This is a genomic window from Citrobacter sp. S39 (assembly GCF_009495675.1).
Lineage (GTDB): Bacteria > Pseudomonadota > Gammaproteobacteria > Enterobacterales > Enterobacteriaceae > Citrobacter > Citrobacter freundii.
This window is the reverse complement of sequence record NZ_CP045555.1, coordinates 3,685,639-3,705,098: the sequence shown is the minus strand read 5'-3', so window position 1 is coordinate 3,705,098 and position 19,460 is coordinate 3,685,639. Positions and strand designations below refer to the sequence as shown.

General features: G+C 54.3%; 18 protein-coding genes. 9 read left to right on the top strand and 9 right to left on the bottom strand.

Annotated elements, in window-relative coordinates; all coding sequences use genetic code 11:
* The first annotated feature begins 1 nt into the window (after window position 1).
* Window positions 2-1,948 carry a DNA topoisomerase III gene (locus tag GFB57_RS17680; protein WP_290366975.1) on the top strand — a complete coding sequence of 649 codons (1,947 nt, stop codon included), beginning with the start codon at window positions 2-4 and terminating at the stop codon, window positions 1,946-1,948.
* Window positions 1,949-2,036: 88 nt separating this feature from the next.
* Here the strand turns inward: GFB57_RS17680 and gdhA are convergent, their stop codons facing one another.
* Window positions 2,037-3,380, bottom strand: a complete 1,344-nt coding sequence (gdhA, locus tag GFB57_RS17675; RefSeq protein ID WP_003030666.1) for an NADP-specific glutamate dehydrogenase — start codon at window positions 3,378-3,380, stop codon at window positions 2,037-2,039.
* Between the two features lie 237 nt (window positions 3,381-3,617).
* Here gdhA and GFB57_RS17670 point away from each other — a divergent pair, with 237 nt between their 5' ends.
* Entirely contained in the window at window positions 3,618-3,893 is a 276-nt protein-coding gene (locus tag GFB57_RS17670) for a YnjH family protein (RefSeq protein ID WP_003840883.1), read from the top strand.
* Here GFB57_RS17670 and GFB57_RS17665 read toward each other — a convergent pair.
* Complete coding sequence (locus GFB57_RS17665; RefSeq protein WP_003030662.1) at window positions 3,853-4,266, bottom strand: pyrimidine (deoxy)nucleoside triphosphate diphosphatase; 414 nt, start codon at window positions 4,264-4,266, stop codon at window positions 3,853-3,855. The genes GFB57_RS17670 and GFB57_RS17665 overlap by 41 nt on opposite strands.
* A 79-nt stretch (window positions 4,267-4,345) precedes the next feature.
* Here GFB57_RS17665 and GFB57_RS17660 point away from each other — a divergent pair, with 79 nt between their 5' ends.
* Window positions 4,346-4,915 carry a carboxymuconolactone decarboxylase family protein gene (locus tag GFB57_RS17660; protein WP_003030660.1) on the top strand — a complete coding sequence of 190 codons (570 nt, stop codon included), beginning with the start codon at window positions 4,346-4,348 and terminating at the stop codon, window positions 4,913-4,915.
* On the top strand, window positions 4,908-5,531 hold the full coding sequence (locus tag GFB57_RS17655) for a CDP-alcohol phosphatidyltransferase family protein (protein ID WP_003030659.1): 624 nt from the start codon (window positions 4,908-4,910) through the stop codon (window positions 5,529-5,531). Before GFB57_RS17660 ends, GFB57_RS17655 begins: the two co-directional genes overlap by 8 nt.
* Before the next feature lie 100 nt (window positions 5,532-5,631).
* Here GFB57_RS17655 and GFB57_RS17650 read toward each other — a convergent pair whose 3' ends face one another.
* The 7 genes from GFB57_RS17650 to xthA form a co-directional block, all read right to left on the bottom strand.
* A complete protein-coding gene (locus GFB57_RS17650) occupies window positions 5,632-6,939 on the bottom strand; it encodes a sulfurtransferase (RefSeq protein WP_003030657.1) in 1,308 nt (435 codons plus the stop codon).
* Window positions 6,940-7,027: 88 nt separating this feature from the next.
* Window positions 7,028-7,660: an ATP-binding cassette domain-containing protein gene (locus tag GFB57_RS17645; protein ID WP_003030654.1), complete on the bottom strand. Its 633-nt coding sequence runs from the start codon at window positions 7,658-7,660 to the stop codon at window positions 7,028-7,030.
* Complete coding sequence (locus tag GFB57_RS17640) at window positions 7,660-9,195, bottom strand: hypothetical protein (RefSeq protein WP_003030652.1); 1,536 nt, start codon at window positions 9,193-9,195, stop codon at window positions 7,660-7,662. The genes GFB57_RS17645 and GFB57_RS17640 overlap by 1 nt, the downstream gene beginning before the upstream one ends.
* Window positions 9,168-10,337, bottom strand: a complete 1,170-nt coding sequence (locus GFB57_RS17635) for an ABC transporter substrate-binding protein (RefSeq protein ID WP_003030650.1) — start codon at window positions 10,335-10,337, stop codon at window positions 9,168-9,170. The genes GFB57_RS17640 and GFB57_RS17635 overlap by 28 nt, the downstream gene beginning before the upstream one ends.
* A 31-nt stretch (window positions 10,338-10,368) precedes the next feature.
* Entirely contained in the window at window positions 10,369-11,067 is a 699-nt protein-coding gene (locus GFB57_RS17630; protein ID WP_003030649.1) for a TVP38/TMEM64 family protein, read from the bottom strand.
* On the bottom strand, window positions 11,064-11,720 hold the full coding sequence (locus GFB57_RS17625) for a TVP38/TMEM64 family protein (protein WP_171847546.1): 657 nt from the start codon (window positions 11,718-11,720) through the stop codon (window positions 11,064-11,066). The genes GFB57_RS17630 and GFB57_RS17625 overlap by 4 nt, the downstream gene beginning before the upstream one ends.
* Window positions 11,721-11,943: 223 nt before the next feature.
* The gene (xthA, locus tag GFB57_RS17620; RefSeq protein ID WP_003030642.1) at window positions 11,944-12,750 is read right to left on the bottom strand and encodes an exodeoxyribonuclease III; all 807 of its coding nucleotides are present in this window, start codon (window positions 12,748-12,750) and stop codon (window positions 11,944-11,946) included.
* 444 nt (window positions 12,751-13,194) lie between these two features.
* Between xthA and GFB57_RS17615 the strand changes: the two genes are divergently transcribed.
* The 5 genes from GFB57_RS17615 to astE are packed head-to-tail and all read left to right on the top strand — an operon-like array spanning window position 13,195 to window position 19,219.
* Window positions 13,195-14,415 carry an aspartate aminotransferase family protein gene (locus GFB57_RS17615; protein ID WP_003030639.1) on the top strand — a complete coding sequence of 407 codons (1,221 nt, stop codon included), beginning with the start codon at window positions 13,195-13,197 and terminating at the stop codon, window positions 14,413-14,415.
* Window positions 14,412-15,446 (top strand): arginine N-succinyltransferase, encoded by a 1,035-nt coding sequence (gene astA / locus GFB57_RS17610; RefSeq protein WP_003030637.1) that lies wholly within the window; start codon window positions 14,412-14,414, stop codon window positions 15,444-15,446. The genes GFB57_RS17615 and astA overlap by 4 nt, the downstream gene beginning before the upstream one ends.
* Window positions 15,443-16,921 (top strand): succinylglutamate-semialdehyde dehydrogenase, encoded by a 1,479-nt coding sequence (gene astD, locus GFB57_RS17605; protein WP_003030636.1) that lies wholly within the window; start codon window positions 15,443-15,445, stop codon window positions 16,919-16,921. The genes astA and astD overlap by 4 nt, the downstream gene beginning before the upstream one ends.
* The gene (astB, locus tag GFB57_RS17600) at window positions 16,918-18,261 is read left to right on the top strand and encodes an N-succinylarginine dihydrolase (protein WP_290366842.1); all 1,344 of its coding nucleotides are present in this window, start codon (window positions 16,918-16,920) and stop codon (window positions 18,259-18,261) included. The genes astD and astB overlap by 4 nt, the downstream gene beginning before the upstream one ends.
* Window positions 18,254-19,219 (top strand): succinylglutamate desuccinylase, encoded by a 966-nt coding sequence (gene astE, locus GFB57_RS17595; RefSeq protein WP_003030631.1) that lies wholly within the window; start codon window positions 18,254-18,256, stop codon window positions 19,217-19,219. The genes astB and astE overlap by 8 nt, the downstream gene beginning before the upstream one ends.
* Window positions 19,220-19,460: the final 241 nt, after the last annotated feature.

Genomic DNA, 19,460 nt, shown 5'->3' with positions numbered 1-19,460 from the left:
GATGCGGTTGTTTATTGCCGAAAAACCAAGTCTGGCGCGTGCTATCGCCGATGTGCTGCCAAAGCCGCATCGCAAAGGCGATGGTTTTATCGAATGCGGAAATGGACAAGTGGTGACCTGGTGTATTGGTCACCTGCTTGAACAGGCGCAGCCGGATGCCTACGACAGTCGTTATGCTCGCTGGAGTCTGGTCGATCTGCCGATTGTCCCGGAAAAGTGGCAACTGCAACCGCGCCCCTCGGTGACCAAACAGCTCAACGTCATTAAGCGCTTTTTGCATGAGGCCAGCGAAGTTATTCACGCCGGTGACCCCGATCGTGAAGGGCAGTTGCTGGTGGATGAAGTGCTGGATTACCTGCAACTGGCGCCTGAAAAGCGCCAGAAGGTGCAGCGTTGCCTGATTAACGACCTCAACCCGCAGGCCGTTGAGCGGGCTATTGAGCGGCTGCGCGCCAACAGTGAGTTTATTCCGCTGTGCGTGTCGGCACTGGCGCGAGCGCGTGCGGACTGGTTGTACGGTATCAATATGACGCGCGCTTACACCATTCTCGGACGTAACGCGGGCTATCAGGGCGTACTTTCGGTCGGGCGCGTACAAACGCCGGTGCTCGGGCTGGTTGTGCGTCGTGATGAAGAGATTGAGAACTTCGTCGCCAAAGACTTCTTCGAAGTGAAAGCGCATATCGTAACGCCCGCCGATGAGCGGTTTACCGCTATCTGGCAGCCGAGCGAAGCGTGTGAGCCGTATCAGGATGAAGAAGGGCGCTTGCTGAATCGCACGCTGGCTGAACACGTGGTGAACCGAATTAACGGTCAACCGGCGATAGTCACCAGCTATAACGATAAACGGGAATCAGAATCCGCGCCGTTACCGTTCTCGCTGTCGGCGTTGCAGATTGAAGCGGCGAAGCGCTTCGGTTTAAGTGCGCAAAACGTTCTGGATATCTGCCAGAAGTTGTATGAAACCCATAAGTTGATTACCTATCCGCGTTCGGATAGCCGTTATCTGCCGGAAGAGCATTTTGCCGGACGTCATGCGGTACTGAACGCGATTAGCGTCCATGCACCGGATCTGCTCCCGCAACCGGCGGTCAATCCCGATACGCGAAATCGCTGTTGGGACGACAAAAAAGTGGATGCGCACCACGCCATCATTCCTACCGCGCGCAGTTCGTCCATCAATCTGAATGACAACGAAGCGAAAATTTACAACCTGATTGCCCGTCAGTATCTGATGCAATTTTGCGCAGACGCGGTATTCAGGAAGTGCGTTATTGAGCTGGATATTGCCAAAGGCAAGTTTGTCGCTAAAGCGCGTTTTCTGGCGGAAGCCGGATGGCGCACGCTGCTCGGCAATCAAGAGCGCGACGAAGATAATGACGGGACGCCGCTGCCGGTGGTGGCAAAAGATGACGAACTGCTGTGCGAAAAAGGCGAAGTGGTTGAACGTCAGACTCAACCACCACGTCACTTTACCGATGCCACGCTGCTGTCAGCGATGACCGGGATTGCGCGATTCGTGCAGGATAAAGATCTGAAAAAGATCCTGCGCGCAACGGATGGTTTAGGTACGGAAGCGACGCGCGCCGGTATTATCGAACTGCTGTTTAAGCGCGGGTTCCTGGTGAAAAAAGGGCGGTATATTCATTCGACCGACGCGGGAAAAGCGCTGTTCCACTCGTTGCCAGAAATGGCGACGCGTCCGGACATGACCGCGCACTGGGAATCTATCCTGACCCAAATCAGCGAAAAGCAATGTCGCTATCAGGATTTCATGCAGCCGCTGGTGGGGACGCTGTATCAGCTTATCGATCAGGCGCGCAGCACACCGGTACGACGCTTTCGTGGAATTGCTGCACCTGGCGGCAGTGGTGGCGATAAGAAAAAGAGTGCGCCGCGTAAACGTCCGGCGAAAAAAAGCCCGCCATCTGAAGAGGCGGGTCTGTAAGTTTGTAGGCCTGATAAGCATAGCGCATCAGGCTTAGCCGGATACGGCACCCGTGCCTTATCCGGCCTACGGGCCTGCAGAGACAATATTAAATCACACCCTGACTCAACATCGCGTCGGCAACCTTTACGAAGCCTGCGATGTTGGCGCCACGTACGTAGTTGGTCTGCTTGCTTTCGCCGCCGTATTCAACGCAGGCATGGTGAATATCCAGCATGATGTGGTGCAGGCGCGCATCCACTTTCTCCGCTTTCCAGCCCAGACGAGCGGCGTTTTGCGCCATTTCCAGACCGGATGTCGCTACACCACCGGCGTTGGCGGCTTTACCCGGTGCGAACAGTACACCTGCCTCGAGGAACAGATCGGTGGCCTCGATAGTGGTCGGCATGTTTGCCCCTTCGGCGACAGCTTTCACGCCGTTGGCGATCAATACGCGTGCTGCATCGACATCCAGCTCGTTCTGCGTGGCACACGGCAGGGCGATATCGACCGGAACCGACCACGGCTGTTTGCCTTCCAGATAGGTCAGGCCAAATTCACGGGCGTAATCTGCTACACGACCGTCGCGGCTGTCTTTGATTGCGCACAGGCGCGCCAGTTTTTCTTTGGTAAATCCGCTTTCGTCGACTACGGTACCGCTGGAATCGGAGGCGGTAACCACCCGCGCGCCAAACTCCATGGCTTTCTCAATGGCGAATTGCGCCACGTTACCGGAGCCAGAAACCGCTACGCGCATGCCTTCAAAGCCCAGACCATGGCGTTTGAGCATCGCTTCGGTGAAATACACCAGACCGTAGCCGGTGGCTTCCGGGCGGATCAGACTGCCGCCGAAAGAGAGACCTTTACCGGTAAAGACGCAGGCGCTGTTATTGGAGAGTTTTTTCATCATCCCGGCCATAAAGCCAACTTCACGGCCGCCCACACCGATATCGCCCGCCGGAACGTCGGTATCGGGACCTAAATGGCGGAACAGTTCGGTCATCAGCGCCTGGCAGAAACGCATGATTTCGCCTTCGCTTTTCCCTTTCGGATCGAAATCGCTCCCGCCTTTACCCCCGCCCATTGGTAGCGTGGTGAGGGCATTCTTAAACGTCTGCTCGAAGCCAAGGAATTTCAGGATCGACAGGTTCACGGAAGGGTGGAAACGCATACCGCCTTTGTATGGGCCAATGGCAGAGCTAAACTGCACGCGCCATGCGCGGTTGACCTGCACCTGATTGCGATCGTCCAGCCATACTACGCGGAACTGGATCACGCGCTCCGGTTCAACCAGACGTTCCAGCAATGACATCTGGCGATAACGCGGGTTTTGCTCAAGGAAAGGCCACAGCGTGGTCATTACCTCACGAACGGCTTGCGCGAACTCGGTTTGATTCGGGTCGCGCTTTTGCACATGGTTAAGGAATGACTCCAGAGAACATGTCTGATCCATAGATATAAGAACCTCTTATGTATTGATATGGTTATATTTTTGATTTTTGTGTTAAGTGTTGTGCAGTTTTTGACTATACCATCAGCACTGTGACGCGACGCAAGAAAAAATTAACCCCGCTAAGTAAATTAATATTGCGTCGTGGGTCATAACCAAAAACGATGATCGAAGAGGCTAAAGTTTCTGCCGATTTATACCGTTATACTGAGCATAATTGTCAGTTAAAAAGGAAAGAATATGCGCCGTTTAATCGTGGCAGGCGTGTTGGCCCTGGTGTCTAGCGCGACGCTGGCAAATCAGCCTTATCGCCCGGATGTGCAGGTTAACGTACCGCCGGAAGTATTCAGTTCCAGCGGTCAGCGGGCGCAGCCCTGTAGCCAGTGCTGTATTTATCAGGATCAAAACTATTCAGAAGGGGCAGTGATTAAAGCTGACGGCGTCTTGCTTCAGTGCCAACGCGATGAGAAAACGATCAGCACAAATCCACTTGTCTGGCGTCGCGTAAAAGAATAAACGCTTCCAGTAGTGGAATATCGGCAGGCGCCAGCGGATAACGCAGCGCCTCTTCGGGTGAACACCAGACGATATCCTGATGTTCATACGCCTTCAGTTCCCCCTGATATGACGGTACATGCCAGGCATGTAAGTGAATCAGTCGGCCCGAAACCTCGCGTTGATGGCTGGCAATGTAGTGCCCCACGACTGCCTCAATGCCCAACTCTTCACGCAGTTCACGAAACAGCGCCTCGGGCTGACTTTCGCCCGATTCAACCTTACCGCCGGCAAACTCCCACATGCCTGACTGATCCGCATGTAGCGGACGCTGAGCCAGTAAAATTTTGCCATCACGTTCAATGATAGCGGCGACCACGTCGAGGGTTTTCATTATATTCATCAAGATCTAACAGCAGAAAATGACATACTATCGTTATCTTTGTTTTATCTAAAGTATTCAGGAGCCACCGTTGAACGAACCTCAGTCGTGGGTAAAGCCGTTAACGCGTATCCCTTCCAGTCTAAAACCGCTCGTTGCTACGCAGAAAAAACATTATGGCGATGTGCTGCATCCCACGCGCTGGTGGGGGCGGATGCCGTTTCTGTTCTGGCTGGTGGCGCTGTTTGTCGGGTTTCTGGAGCGTAAAAAGGCGCGCTTAACGCCGGTGATGCGCGCGCTGTTGATGACCCGCGTTTCTCAGGTGTGCCACTGCGCTTTCTGCGTTGATGCCAACAGTTTACGGCTGGCTGAACGCTGTGGCGCGCTGGATAAAGTCTTACAGGTTGCCAACTGGCAAGAATCGGCGCTATTTAGCGCAGAAGAGCAAGTAGCTCTGGCCTATGCCGATGCGGTGACCGCAACGCCTCCACAGGTTGATGATGCGCTGAAAGCGCAGATGAAGCAGCATTTTACCGATGATGCCATTACGGAAATGACCGCGCTGATTGCGTTTCAAAATCTCTCTGCGCGTTTTAATGCTGCTCTCGATATTCCTTCCCAGGGGCTGTGCGACAGCTTTAAAGGACGCCCGCATGCTTGATCGTCATATTCATCCGCGATTAAAACCGCTTTTGCATCGCTGCGTAAGCATTATTGATAAACCGGCGATTACCCCGGACGGGCTTACGCTGGTCGGTTTTGCCATTGGCGTGTTGGCCTTGCCATTTTTGGCGTTAGGCTGGTATCTGGCAGCGCTGGCGGTCATTGTGCTCAATCGGCTTTTTGATGGGCTGGATGGGGCTCTGGCGCGGCGCAGAGGGCTAACCGACGCAGGCGGATTTCTTGATATCACGCTCGATTTTCTGTTTTACGCCTTAGTGCCATTCGGTTTTATGCTCGCCGATCCGGCGGCTAACTCGCTGGCTGGCGGCTGGCTGCTGTTCGCCTTTATGGGAACCGGCAGCAGCTTTCTGGCCTTTGCCGCGCTGGCGGCGAAACATCAAATTGATAACCCGGGCTACGCGCATAAATCGTTTTATTATCTGGGGGGACTGACCGAAGGTACTGAGACGATTTTGCTATTTGTGTTGGGTTGTCTGTTCCCGGAATATTTTGCCGTGATGGCGTGGGTCTTTGGCGCGCTGTGCTGGATGACGACATTTACCCGGATCTGGAGCGGATACCTGACACTGAAAGCGGTCCAGCGTCAGGAGTAAGATATTGCGTTGCCGGATGCGCTTCGCTTATCCGGCTTACAACGATGGTATATCCAGGCAGAGTAAAGCGTTCTCGCCGCATCCGGCAATAATGACAATCTTACTTACTGGCGTCCGGGCCCCGTTCACCGCTGGCAACCGGATTTTTTGGATTGCTGCTCCACTCATACCAGCCGCCGTCGTAGACGGAGACGTTTTTCCAGCCCATCGCGCGGGCATACATAAACGTTTCTGAAGCGCGCCAGCCGGTACCGCAATAGAAAGAGACCTGTTGATTCGGCAGGATATTCCATTGCTTCCACATGGCGGCGATGTCATCCGCGCTGCGCATGGTGCCATCCGGGTTATGAAAATCTTCCATATGCGTGGAGTCGCTGCCTGCGTGGCCCCAACGTGCACCTGCAATCTCACCTTTTGGCTTAATGTAGCTATAGCCACTGGTGGTACCGACAAATTCTGGCCATGAACGAATGCTCACCAAAGACGCATCCTGGCGATGCAGCAGACCGCGAGCCTGTTCCATATCGAGCATCAACTGCGGCTGGGCAGGGATTTTCACGCCGAAATCAGGTTCTGGTTTCACCGTTGGCGGAGTGCCGCGCTCGACCGGTAAACCTGAGTCGGACCAGGTTTGCCAACCGCCGTCGAGAAGACGAACATCTTTCACGCCTGCATACAGCATAATTTGCGCCACGCGAGCGGCGGCATAGACATCGCGACCGTATAAAATCACCGTGGTGTCGTGGCGGATACCGTGTTTCGCCAGCATCGCTTTGAGCTGCGCGTCGGAAACTTTATTCCACAGCGGTTCGCTTTCAACTTCGTTGGTATCAATGTAGCCCGCACCAGGGATGTGGCTGAGCAGATACAACTTCGGCGCGCCCCAGGCGGCCTCAATCACTTTCCAGTCACCCGCCGGTTTAGCGGTTACGTTTTTACCCTGCTGCAGGTCGTGCAGCCACTGCGGGTACACCAGCTGTTCGAAGTGCGGCAGACGTTGCAGGCGGGCTGGGTCCGTAAGCGCATCGCTGAGGGTGGAGATATGGTTAAAGCCAACTTTTTGCAGGCGGGCTTTGACAGCCTGTATGTCGTTATCGCTACCATACAGCGCTACTGGCGCATCAGTTTTCAACTGATGTGACTGAACCCAGGCGCTGAGTTGTTCATCATTCATCTTGTCGAGCCAGGCGGCAGACAGGTTCAGTGCGGAAGGTTCGTGTCCTGAAGGACCATTAAGCGACTGCGGCCAGCCGTTGTAAAAAGCGCTCTGACGGGTATCGATCGCCGCGCCTTGCTTTTGCTGTAACTGGTCGAGGGTGAGCGTCTGTGCTGTTTCAGTAGCCCAGGAAGAAGCGCAAGCGAGCCCTAAAGCCAGTGCCAGCGCGGTCATTTGAGAAACACGTTTCATCGAATAGCCCGACGTTGAAAAAAAGAGGACGACATTCTGTGCCGCCGGTTACGTAAAAACCTTGCGTTAACGCAGCATATCGCCACATTCACGCCCAGTTTTCCATCTGAAGTACGCGGCCTGCAGGCGGAATGTCCTGCGCGTCATGGGTCACCTGTACTACCGGGATCCCTAGCTTACGCACCTCGGTGAAGACCCATTGGCGAAAGGTGTCGCGTAGCGACGCATCCAGCCGACTAAAGGGTTCATCAAGTAACAGTGCCTGGGGCTGCGCCAGTAGCGCGCGGAGCAGGGCGACACGCGAGCGTTGTCCGCCGGAGAGCGACGCCGGATCGCGAGAATAAAAACCGGCCAGGTCAGCGCGTGCGAGAGCACTTTCCACCGCATGTCGTCTGGCGGAACCCTGCAGGCTGGCAGGTAGGGCCAGCAGTAAATTCTGCCCAACGCTGAAATGGTCAAACAACAACGCATCCTGGAACAGAATGCCAATCTGGCGCTGCGCCGTAGGCAGCGCGTCAACGCGTCGTTCGTTGAGCCACAGCTCGCCTGATGCCTGAAACTGAGGCGACAACGCCCCGACCATCCACGAAAACAACGAAGACTTTCCGCTGCCGGAAGACCCCATAATCGTGACAATGTCACTTTTGTCCACCTGAAAGGTAACGTTCTTCAGCAGCGCAGTCGCCCCCTGGTACAACGAAACGTTTTGCACAATGAGCATTAGCGGAGTCCTTGTCGAAAGCGGCCAATCCACGCGGCGAGAAAGGCTGCGAGTGCGAAAACGAGCAGTGGTAGAAGAAGCTGCCACAACGCTTGTGTTGCCAGAATCTCGCTGCTACCGCCGCTGCTTAATGCCACCGCTTCGGTGGTCAGAGTGGAATAGCGTCCGGCACCTAGCCACAGCGTCGGCATATACTGGGCGATACTGACCGAGAAGCCAACCGCGAAGGCAATCAATGCCGGGCGCACCAGCAGCGGGCATTTCACCAGCCAGAATATCCGCCCCTGCGACCAGCCCAGCGTTTGTGCAATCAAAATTAATCGCGAGTCAATGCGCTGCCAGGCCGGTTTAAGCACAAATAGCATCCAGGGCATCACCCACAGCAGGTGGCCCCAGATAATGGTCGTCATCAGTCCATCCTGTCCGGCATATAACGCCAGCAGATATTGTCCGGTTACCAGTGGTAGCGCAGGCAAAATGAGCGGTAGCCAGACCCAGCGGTGCCCGGTTTGTGGACCCCATTCCAGCCAGACAAAAAGTATCAGTAGCGCTAACACGCTGGAAAGGAGCCCTAGCTGCAGGCTATTGCTGAGCGCCTCGTGGTTTAGTGAGGAATAGCTGGCGATAAGCGCCAGTACAAGCGCGCATACCACACCGTTGACGGGCAAGATCTGTACCAGCGGGCGTGCGATTGTTATAGGTGAAAAATGCAGACGTTCACCATTTACTGCCGGGATAGTACGTCGCCAGGCGCGCCACAACAGATAACTCACCAGCGCGATAATGAGGAGTAACAGCACCAGCAACAGGCTGGCGAGTGCGCCTTTCGCCTGCTGTTCGACATCGCCCTGACTGAGCCATTGCCAGCTCAATACGGCCAGTGTTGGCGGATTTCCGGGGCCGAGGACGATTGCCACATCCACAACGGAGAGTGACCAGGCAACAATCGCCAGCATAGCTTTACCTAATGCCGGGCCGATAGCGGGCAGTACCAGCCAGTTCAGGCATTGCAGTCGGCTGTAACCCAGCGAATCCAGCACGATAACCTGCTGCGAAAGTTGTTTTTCACTCAGTAGAGCCGAGAGGATCCATAACAAAAAAGCGCTCTCTTTCACCGCCAGCGTCACGCCAAGCCCGATGCCGTAACGGTCTGGTTGTGGGCTGAGGAACGGTAGCCATTGCCAGATTTTACCGCCTTCGGCAAAAACCAACAGCACGCTGGTGGCGAAGGCAACATGCGGGATCGCCAGCAGCCACGGAAGACGGGTGCTTAGTCGCGCCCAGCCTGCACCGGGCCATAAAGTGAGGATCGCCAGCAGCGCGATGATTAGCGCGCCGCCGGCAGCCAGTCCTGTGGAAACCAGCGTCGCCAGTAACGCCTGCGGAAGTTGAGGGTCGGCAAAGAGAGCCAGCCAATGGGTTAGGCTAAGGGCTGGCGCTATCAGAGAGAAAGCCGCTGGCGCCAGCGGCAGATAAACTGCCGCCATGATGGCCCAGAGTAGCAAAATTAATGTGTACCGTAGCGGCGTAGCCATTCTTGTTCCAGAGCGTTTACCCAGGCAGCATGCGGTTCCGGCAGAACGGCAGGGAGTCCTTGTGGGATCCGCGCCAGCAGCGCATCACGCTGTTCGACAGGTAATTTTTGTGGATCAAGCACCGAAGGATCTCCCCAGACAGTTGAGTCGGCTTTACGCAGTTGTGCTTCGGGCGAAAGCAGGAAGTTTGCCACGACTTTTGCTCCGGCACTGGCGCGGGCATTCGCCGGAATGGCAACAAAGTGCACGTTGCCGAGCATGCCCTGTGAGAAACCAAAACTGTAGCTGCTTTTAGGCAATTCGCCGCTGGCTACTTTTTGCTGCGCGTGGGCAGGGTTAAAGGTCAATGATAAACGCAGGGTGCCGCTATTGAGCAGTGCATCCATTCGCGCAGGCGTGGGTGGAAAATCTTTGCCTTCACGCCAAAGTACAGGGTGCAAGGTATCAAGATAATGCCACAATGGCGCGGTAACGTCGGCGAATGTCGCTGCCTCTGGCGCAACTTTCAATGCCTGTGGTTTGGTGGTGAGCGATATTAACAACTGCTCCAGAAACGCCGTGCCGGTAAAGTCTGGCGGGCGCGGATAGGTCACCGTGCCAGGGTGCGCCTGCGCAAATTCAAGCAGTGCTTGCGGAGATTGCGGCGGCTGCGCGGTGAGATCGCGCCGGGCAATAAAGGTGAGTTGGGCACCGCCCCACGGTGATTCAGCTCCCTCCGTTGGAACGGAGAAATCTTCGGTCACCGGTTTCTGGGTATCAACATAGCGCCAGTTAGGTAGCGTTTGCGCCCACTGAGTTTGCAGAAGCCCGGCTTCTTTCAGAGTGCGGAAGTTTTCGCCGTTAACCCACAATAAATCGACAGAACCCCCGGTTTTTCGCCCGGATGCTGCTTCTGTCTGGATACGTTTTACCGCGTCGGCGGCATCTGCGAGACGTACGATTTTCAGGTTAATGGCATAGTGCGTTTTCATCTCGCCGCTAACCCAATCGAGATACTGGTTAACTGCATTGTCGCCACCCCAGGCGTTGAACCACACCGTCTGACCGCGGGCATCATTTTTGATTTGTTGCCAGCCGTCGTCCTGGGCAAACGTCGCCAGCGGACAGAGCATTAAACTCAGGCACAATAAGCAGTAACGCATAGTATCTCCATGGCTAAAAATGGGGGAAGTCTCAGGTTTTTTTTCGCTGATGTTCAAGATAAAGGCTTCTCGCCACTGAAATTATTACGCTCAGAGCGAACAGGATGAACAGGCCGGTTACAAACCAAAATGTACCGCCGGTTAACAGGCTACCCGCCCATGAATAGACGATAGTGGCGGGTAACTGACCGATACCGGTGGCGATGAAAAAATGGCGAAACCGAATCGAGGTCAGGCCTGCTGCGTAGCTTACCGGATCGAACGGTACAAAAGGTAACAGTCGACAGACCAGAATGGTGTGCTTGCCATAACGCTCGAAAAAAGCGTCCATGTTGTTCAACACCGTTTTTCCGGTCAGTTTCTCCACCGCGCCACGGCCTAAAACACGGGCAATAAAAAAGCACAGCGCCGCGCCGGCCATTGCGCTGCACCAGGACAATATGCCGCCCCAAAATGCACCAAACAGCGAGGCGTTGGCAAAGGTGATCACAAAAGCGGGAAGCGGGGCGACGATGGCCTGCAAGATCATCAGGAAGAATGAAACGACCGCCGCCTGAGTTCCGTAAGAACGAATAAAATTCTCAATTGCATGCTGATCGAGCGTGGCAAATGCCGCCAGGCTGGCGTGGAGAAAATCGCTCACGCCAGGTATCCACGCCCACGCCATCAGCGCGAGCAGCAGCAGGATTATCACTCCTGCGCTGTAGTAATGGATGCGTCGTTTTATCATTTATCTGCGCACTCGTGAGGAGCTGACGGATCGATATGCTTATACCGGGCCCAGGCTTTGGCTGCCTGAACGAGGGCGAATAACGCCAGCCCCGCCACGCTGAGCTTACCGATAAATGCCCAACTAATTCCTTCGCTGGCCAGTTCGTGCGACATCAGCGTATAAATAAAAATGCCTGGTAAAGTGGTTGCCGCAGATATCACGGTAAATGACCAGAACGGAATAGCCGTCAGCCCATAGGCGTAATTTTGAATGTTATAAGGGAACAGCGGCACGAGCCGGGTGAGGATCAGAAAGTCAACTCCGCTATGGGCAATACCTTTTTCGATAGCCTGAAACATTGTCGTATGCCCAACGTATTTCAGGAGCAGATCCCGTCCAAGCCAGCGAGCCAGCAAAAACGACAGCGCCGAGGCCACGGTTGCTGCCACTAACGAGATAAGCGTCCCTGCCACGGGGCCAAACAGCACACCGCCGACGATCACCAGGATGCTACCGGGGATCAGACACAGCGCCGCAACAATAAACAGCAGGATATAAAGCGTATAGCCGAACATACCGCTTTGGCGGATGACGTCTTGCAAATGATGGAAATTGGTTATCAGGTCGGTCAGACCATAATGATGGAAAACTCCCGCCAGAACGCAGAACAGGACCGCGACAATCAGCAGCCGGTATTCTGCTTTATGCGAACTTCTTTTTCATGGGGGTTCTCCTGTAAAACCGAGTGCAATGGAGCATTTTCATCAGCGAAAAGTGCGCGCGAAGATATAGTAAAATTCCGACTACAACAATGAATTACCGTTGCTTTATTGATTTTGCACCAAATAAACACACTCTCCAGGCCTGGCCCGGAGAGTGCAAAAACGCAAAAGATTATACGCGGAATTTAGCCCATACCGGCGCATGGTCGGACGGTTTTTCCATGCTGCGAATTTCATAGTCGATGCCGGTTTCTTCGCAGCGTTCCGCCAATGGGTTGCTCGCCAGCAGCAGATCGATACGTAGGCCACGGTTATCGTCAAAGCCTTTTGAGCGGTAATCAAACCACGAGAACTGGTCATTCTTTTCAGGATTTGCGTGACGGTAGGTATCCACCAGACCCCAGCCCAGCAGGCGTTCCATCCACTCACGCTCCTCCGGCAGGAAGGAACATTTTCCGGTACGCAGCCAGCGCTTACGGTTCTCTTCGCCAATGCCGATATCGAGATCGGTTGGGCTAATATTCATATCGCCCATGATCAATACCGGATTGTCGCGCTTCAACTCTGTCTCAAGATAGTTTTGCAGGTTCTGATAAAACGCGGCTTTGGCCGGGAATTTAGTTTCATGGTCGCGGCTTTCGCCCTGCGGGAAATAGCCGTTGATCACAGTGATGCTGCCCAGAGGGGACGGAATTTCTGCCATGATGATACGACGCTGCGCTTCTTCGTCATCGCCCGGGAAGCCACGACGTACCGCAATTGGCGTTTCTTTCGTTAACAACGCGACGCCGTAATGGCCTTTCTGGCCGTGATAAAAGACGTTGTAACCGAGCTTTGCTACCTCTTCGAGAGGGAACATATCGTCGTGGACTTTTGTCTCCTGTAAGCCAATAACATCCGGTTGGTGTTTTTCGACAATGGCTGCCAGTTGATGGGGACGGGCACGCAGGCCGTTGATATTAAAAGAGACAAATTTCATAGTCACTGCCACTTTGCAAGATGAATAGTGCAAGGATGGTAGCAGAATTTCTGCAGACTGACTGCTTCTTGTCACCTGATTCCAACAATGATTGCTAATGGTGTTAACGATGGAGCAAAAACTGCACCGTTTTGGCGCGAAGCGCGTCGGAATGGAGCAATAATTTCCGAAAAATTTCGTATACGATCACAATTCCAGAATTATATTTGGCGACTGAATAAAACTGCGTTTTTTCCTCTGTTTAGTCACCTGATGCGCAAACATATTCACTTTATATGCACATATAGTGAATATCGTCACGTTGTAACCTGTTGATATTCCGTTCTCGCCCTCCGTTTATGCACTTTTTTCGCTGGCTGGCACGAACCCTGCAATCTACATTTACACCGCAAACACTATATTTATTAACATATAAATAACCTTTTATTTACCGTTGAGGTCGCTATGTCTCTGTCAATTACGCGTGAAAATTTTGATGAATGGATGATGCCCGTATACGCTCCGGCCCCTTTTATTCCGGTGCGGGGTGAAGGTTCACGTCTGTGGGATCAGCAGGGTAAAGAGTATATCGATTTCGCGGGAGGCATTGCGGTTAACGCGCTGGGTCACGCCCATCCGGCATTGCGCGAGGCATTAAACGACCAGGCGAGCAAATTCTGGCATACCGGAAATGGCTACACCAACGAGCCGGTATTGCGTCTGGCGAAAAAACTGATTGACGCCACCTTCGCCGAGCGCATTTTCTTCTGTAACTCCGGCGCAGAAGCCAACGAAGCGGCACTAAAACTGGCGCGTAAATATGCCCACGATCGTTTTGGTAGCCAGAAGAGCGGGATTGTGGCGTTTAAAAATGCCTTCCATGGCCGCACGCTGTTTACCGTCAGCGCCGGCGGTCAGCCCGCCTATTCACAGGATTTCGCGCCGTTGCCGCCGGATATCCGCCATGCCGTGTATAACGATCTCGATTCTGCCAGCCAACTGATTGATGACACGACCTGTGCGGTCATCGTCGAGCCTGTCCAGGGCGAAGGCGGCGTGGTGCCAGCAACAAACACGTTTTTGCAGGGGTTGCGTGAATTATGCGATCGCCATAATGCGCTGCTGATTTTTGATGAGGTTCAGACCGGGGTTGGCCGTACTGGCGAGCTGTATGCCTATATGCATTACGGCGTTACGCCGGACCTGCTGACGACAGCTAAAGCGCTGGGCGGTGGTTTCCCCATCGGCGCACTGCTGGCGACAGAGCATTGCGCCAGTGTGATGACGGTGGGTACGCACGGTACAACGTACGGCGGCAACCCGCTGGCGACGGCTGTGGCGGGTAAACTGCTGGAAATTGTTAACACGCCGGAAGTGCTCAACGGAGTAAAACAGCGCCACGACTGGTTTGTGGAGCGTATTAACGCCATTAACGAACGTTTTGGACTGTTTAGTGAAATTCGTGGACTCGGGCTGCTGATCGGCTGCGTGCTGAACGCGGAATTTGCCGGGAAAGCGAAACTCATCTCGCAAGAAGCGGCTGTTGCCGGGGTGATGGTACTGATTGCTGGCGCTAACGTGGTGCGTTTTGCGCCAGCGCTCAATGTCAGCGAAGAAGAAGTCGCCACCGGACTTGATCGCTTTGCGCTGGCCTGCGAACGCATTAAAGCAGGAGGTTCATCATGATGGTGATTCGTCCCATTGAACGTGCTGATATCACCGCGTTGATGCAGCTTGCCGGTAAGACCGGCGGTGGGTTGACCTCGCTACCGGCGAATGAAGCGACGCTGATGGCGCGTATCGAACGTTCGCTACAAACCTGGCGCGGTGAGTTGCCCAAAAGTGAGCAGGGATATGTATTTGTGCTGGAAGACAGCGCCAGCGGAACCGTGGCCGGGATTTGCGCCATCGAGGTGGCAGTCGGGCTTAACGATCCCTGGTACAACTATCGGGTCGGCACACTGGTCCACGCCTCGAAAGAGCTGAACGTGTATAACGCGCTGCCGACGCTGTTTCTGAGTAACGATCACACGGGTAGCAGCGAGCTTTGTACGCTGTTTCTCGATCCGGACTGGCGAAAAGAAGGCAACGGCTATTTGTTGTCAAAATCGCGCTTTATGTTTATGGCCGCGTTTCGTGACAAGTTTAATGAGAAGGTCGTGGCTGAGATGCGCGGCGTGATCGATGAACACGGTTACTCGCCGTTTTGGCAAAGCCTCGGCAAACGCTTTTTTTCAATGGAGTTCAGCCGGGCGGATTTTCTCTGCGGAACAGGGCAAAAAGCGTTTATTGCTGAATTAATGCCCAAGCATCCTATTTACACCGATTTCCTGTCTGATGAAGCACAAAGCGTGATTGGTCAGGTACATCCGCAAACGGCGCCCGCGCGGGCGGTGCTGGAGAAAGAGGGCTTTCGCTATCGCAACTATGTCGATATTTTCGACGGCGGGCCGACGCTGGAATGCGATATTGATCGGGTGCGGGCGATTCGTAAAAGCAGGCTGGTGGAAGTGGCGGAAGGTCAGCCAGCAACCGGCGATTATCCGGCCTGTCTGGTTGCCAATGAAAACTATCAAAACTTCCGCGTCATGCTGGTTCGCGCAGACCCGGATACCCAACGTCTGGTACTGACGGCGGCACAACTGGATGCCCTGAAATGCCACGCGGGCGACCATGTACGTTTTGTGCGTCTTTGTGCAGAGGAGAAAACAGCATGACACTATGGATAAACGGTGACTGGGTGACGGGACTGGGCGAGCGTCGGGTGAAAACCAACCCAGTAGGTGGTGATGTGCTGTGGCACGGCAATGATGCCGATGCCACGCAGGTGACGCAAGCGTGTCAGGCTGCGCGTGCAGCTTTTGTCGGTTGGGCTAAACAGCCCTTCAGCGAACGCCAGGCGATTGTTGAAAAGTTTGCTTCATTGCTGGAAAGCAATAAGTCCGAGCTAACCCAGATTATCGCCAGGGAAACCGGCAAACCGCGCTGGGAAGCCGCGACTGAACTGACGGCGATGATCAATAAAATCGCCATCTCCGTCAAAGCTTACCATGCCCGTACCGGAGAGCAGCACAGTGAACTACCGGATGGCGCGGCAACGTTGCGCCATCGCCCACACGGCGTGCTGGCGGTTTTTGGTCCGTATAACTTCCCGGGCCATTTACCCAATGGCCATATTGTTCCGGCACTGCTGGCTGGCAATACGTTGATTTTCAAACCCAGCGAGCTGACGCCGTGGACCGGAGAAGCAGTAGCAAAGCTGTGGGAACAGGCGGGATTGCCGCCGGGCGTGCTGAACCTGGTGCAGGGCGGACGTGAAACAGGGCAGGCGCTGAGTGCGCTGGAAGACCTCGATGGTCTGCTGTTTACCGGCAGCGCCAATACCGGTTATCACCTTCATCGACAGTTATCTGGCCAGCCAGAAAAAATCCTCGCCCTCGAGATGGGAGGGAATAACCCGCTGATTATAGAGAACCCGGAGGATATTGATGCCGCCGTGCATCTGACCATTCAGTCCGCATTTGTCACCGCCGGACAACGCTGTACCTGTGCCCGCCGCCTGCTGGTAAAAAAAGGCGCGCAGGGTGATGCGTTCCTGACGCGTCTGGTGGAGGTTAGTCAGCGTTTAATGCCCGGCAACTGGGATGCGGAACCGCAGCCGTTTATGGGCGGACTGATTTCCGAACAGGCCGCGCAGCATGTCTATGATGCCTGGCAGCGTCTGGCGTCGTTGGGGGGACGTACGCTGTTGGCGCCACGTCTGGTGAAAGCCGGAACGTCACTGCTGACCCCTGGAATCATTGAACTGACCGGGGCGGCGAACGTACCTGATGAAGAGGTTTTTGGGCCGCTGCTTGGCGTATGGCGTTATGACAGTTTTGATGAGGCGATTCGTGTGGCGAACAACACCCGCTTTGGACTGTCGTGTGGGTTAGTTTCGCCCGATCGCGGCCAGTTTGAACAGCTACTGCTGGAGGCTCGAGCAGGGATCGTCAACTGGAATAAGCCGTTAACCGGCGCTGCGAGTACCGCACCGTTTGGCGGCGTTGGCGCTTCCGGGAACCATCGCGCCAGCGCGTGGTATGCCGCAGATTATTGCGCCTGGCCGATGGCAAGTCTGGAATCACCGGTCTTAACGCTGCCAACGGCGCTTAGCCCCGGGCTGGATTTTTCTCGCGAGGATAATCTATGAAAGCCCGTGAGGTAAATTTTGATGGCCTGGTGGGATTGACTCACCACTATGCTGGATTGTCATTTGGTAATGAGGCCTCAACCAAACATCGATTTCAGGTGTCGAACCCGCGTCTGGCGGCGAAGCAAGGTCTGCTAAAGATGAAAGCGCTGGCGGATGCGGGTTTTCCTCAGGCGGTGATCCCCCCCCACGAGCGGCCTTTCATTCCGGTTCTACGTCAGTTGGGTTTTAGCGGCAGTGACGAACAGGTGCTGGAGAAAGTGGCGCGTCAGGCACCTCACTGGCTCTCCAGTACCAGCTCCGCATCGCCTATGTGGGTAGCGAATGCGGCAACGGTTTGCCCTTCAGCAGATTCGCTGGACGGGAAAGTGCATCTGACGGTGGCGAATTTGAATAATAAGTTCCACCGTTCGCTGGAAGCGCCTACTACCGAAGCTTTGCTATGGGCGATTTTCCGTGATGAGAATAGTTTTGCTGTCCACGGTGCGTTACCCCAGGTTGCGCTTTTCGGTGATGAAGGGGCGGCAAACCATAACCGCCTCGGTGGAGATTACGGCGATCCCGGTGTACAGCTATTTGTTTACGGTCGTGAAGAAGGCAATGCATCCCAGCCGAAGCGCTATCCGGCAAGGCAATCCCGTGAGGCCAGTGAGGCGGTCGTACGACTGAATCAGGTTAACCCGCATCAGTGTATTTTTGCTCAGCAAAACCCGGATGTCATCGATCTTGGTGTGTTTCATAACGATGTGATTGCGGTGTCGAATCGCCAGGTGCTGTTTTGTCATCAGCAGGCGTTTGTCAGACAGCAGGCGTTATTAGAGCAGTTGCGTAGCCAGGTGGCAGGTTTTACCCCGCTGGAAGTCCCGACAGCGGAAGTTTCGGTGCAGGATGCGGTGACCACCTATCTGTTTAACAGTCAGTTGCTGAGTCGTGATGACGGTTCGATGATGCTGGTCCTGCCGCAGGAGTGCCGGGAGCATGCTGGTGTGTGGCGGTATCTGAACCGTCTTGTCGAGGAAGACAATCCGATCGATGATCTGCGGGTATTCGATCTGCGTGAAAGTATGTCCAACGGCGGCGGTCCGGCATGCTTGCGCCTGAGAGTGGTGCTCACCTTGCAGGAACAGCAGGTGGTGAATCCGGCGGTTATCATGAACGATATGCTGTTTAACACGTTGAATAACTGGGTTGACCGTTACTATCGCGATCGTCTTACCGCTGCCGACCTTGCCGATCCACAGCTGTTGCGCGAGGGGCGTGAAGCGCTGGATACGCTGACGCAATTGCTTAACCTCGGCTCTGTGTATCCTTTCCAGCAGGAGTGGCCGCGCCATGGATAACTTTCTGGCTATCACGCTCGCAGGCGCCACTCCAGAAAAAATGCAAGGAACCACTCATGGTTTTGACTGGCAGTGGATCGGTCACGGAATTCTGGAACTGACGCCGCTTGCACCCGTTGAACATTCTCTGGTGCTGTCTGCGGGGATCCATGGCAATGAAACGGCTCCGGTAGAGATGCTGGATTCATTGTTGTCCAGACTGTTTAGCGGCGAGCTGGCACTAACATGGCGGCTACTGGTGATTCTGGGAAACCCGCAGGCACTTGCTGCGGGAAAACGGTATTGTCATAGCGACCTGAATCGTATGTTTGGCGGCCGGTGGCAGATTTTTACCGCGAGTGAAGAAACGCACCGAGCCCATGAGCTTGAGCTGTGTCTGGAAGATTTTTATTCGCGGGCGAAAGAGCCAGCACGCTGGCATCTGGATCTACACACCGCGATTCGCGGTTCACAGCATCTGCGCTTTGGCGTGTTGCCACAACGCAACGTTGCCTGGGATGAGGGTTTTCTTGAATGGCTGGGATATGCGGGACTGGAGGCGCTGGTCTTTCATCAGACGCCTGGCGGCACGTTCACCCATTTTAGCGGGGAACATTTTGGCGCACTGGCCTGTACGCTGGAACTCGGTAAAGCGCTGCCGTTTGGACAAAACGATCTGTCCCAGTTTGCGCAAACGGCAGACGCACTGGCGCAGTTGCTGCGAGGCGAGCGAGTATCGACGGGAGAAACATCTCCGCTGCGCTACCGCGTAGTGTCGCAAATCACGCGACGTAGCGACGATTTCATTCTTCATATGGATAACCAGACGCTCAACTTTACCCCTTTTAAAGAGGGAACCTTGCTGGCGCAGGACGGTGATGAACGTTTTATTGTCACCCATGATGTTGAATACGTTCTCTTTCCGAATCCCAACGTGGCCTGTGGTTTACGTGCCGGGCTGATGCTCCAAAAAATGTGATAAATATATATGCCTTGCAGGTTTATCCTTCAGGGCTTATTTTTGCGTGCTGTTTTTATTTATTACGGATTATTCCTGGTGAATTGCTTTCTTAATAAGCAGGGTTCAGGTATAGTTCTTCATAATCCTTTCAAAATCATCTTGTTGTAATTTTTTATTGCAACTCTGCGCAATTTATTCTTTTTTTCTTCATAATTGATGAAAATTTGTTTTTTATACTTTCACTGTTTTACCGTTGCTC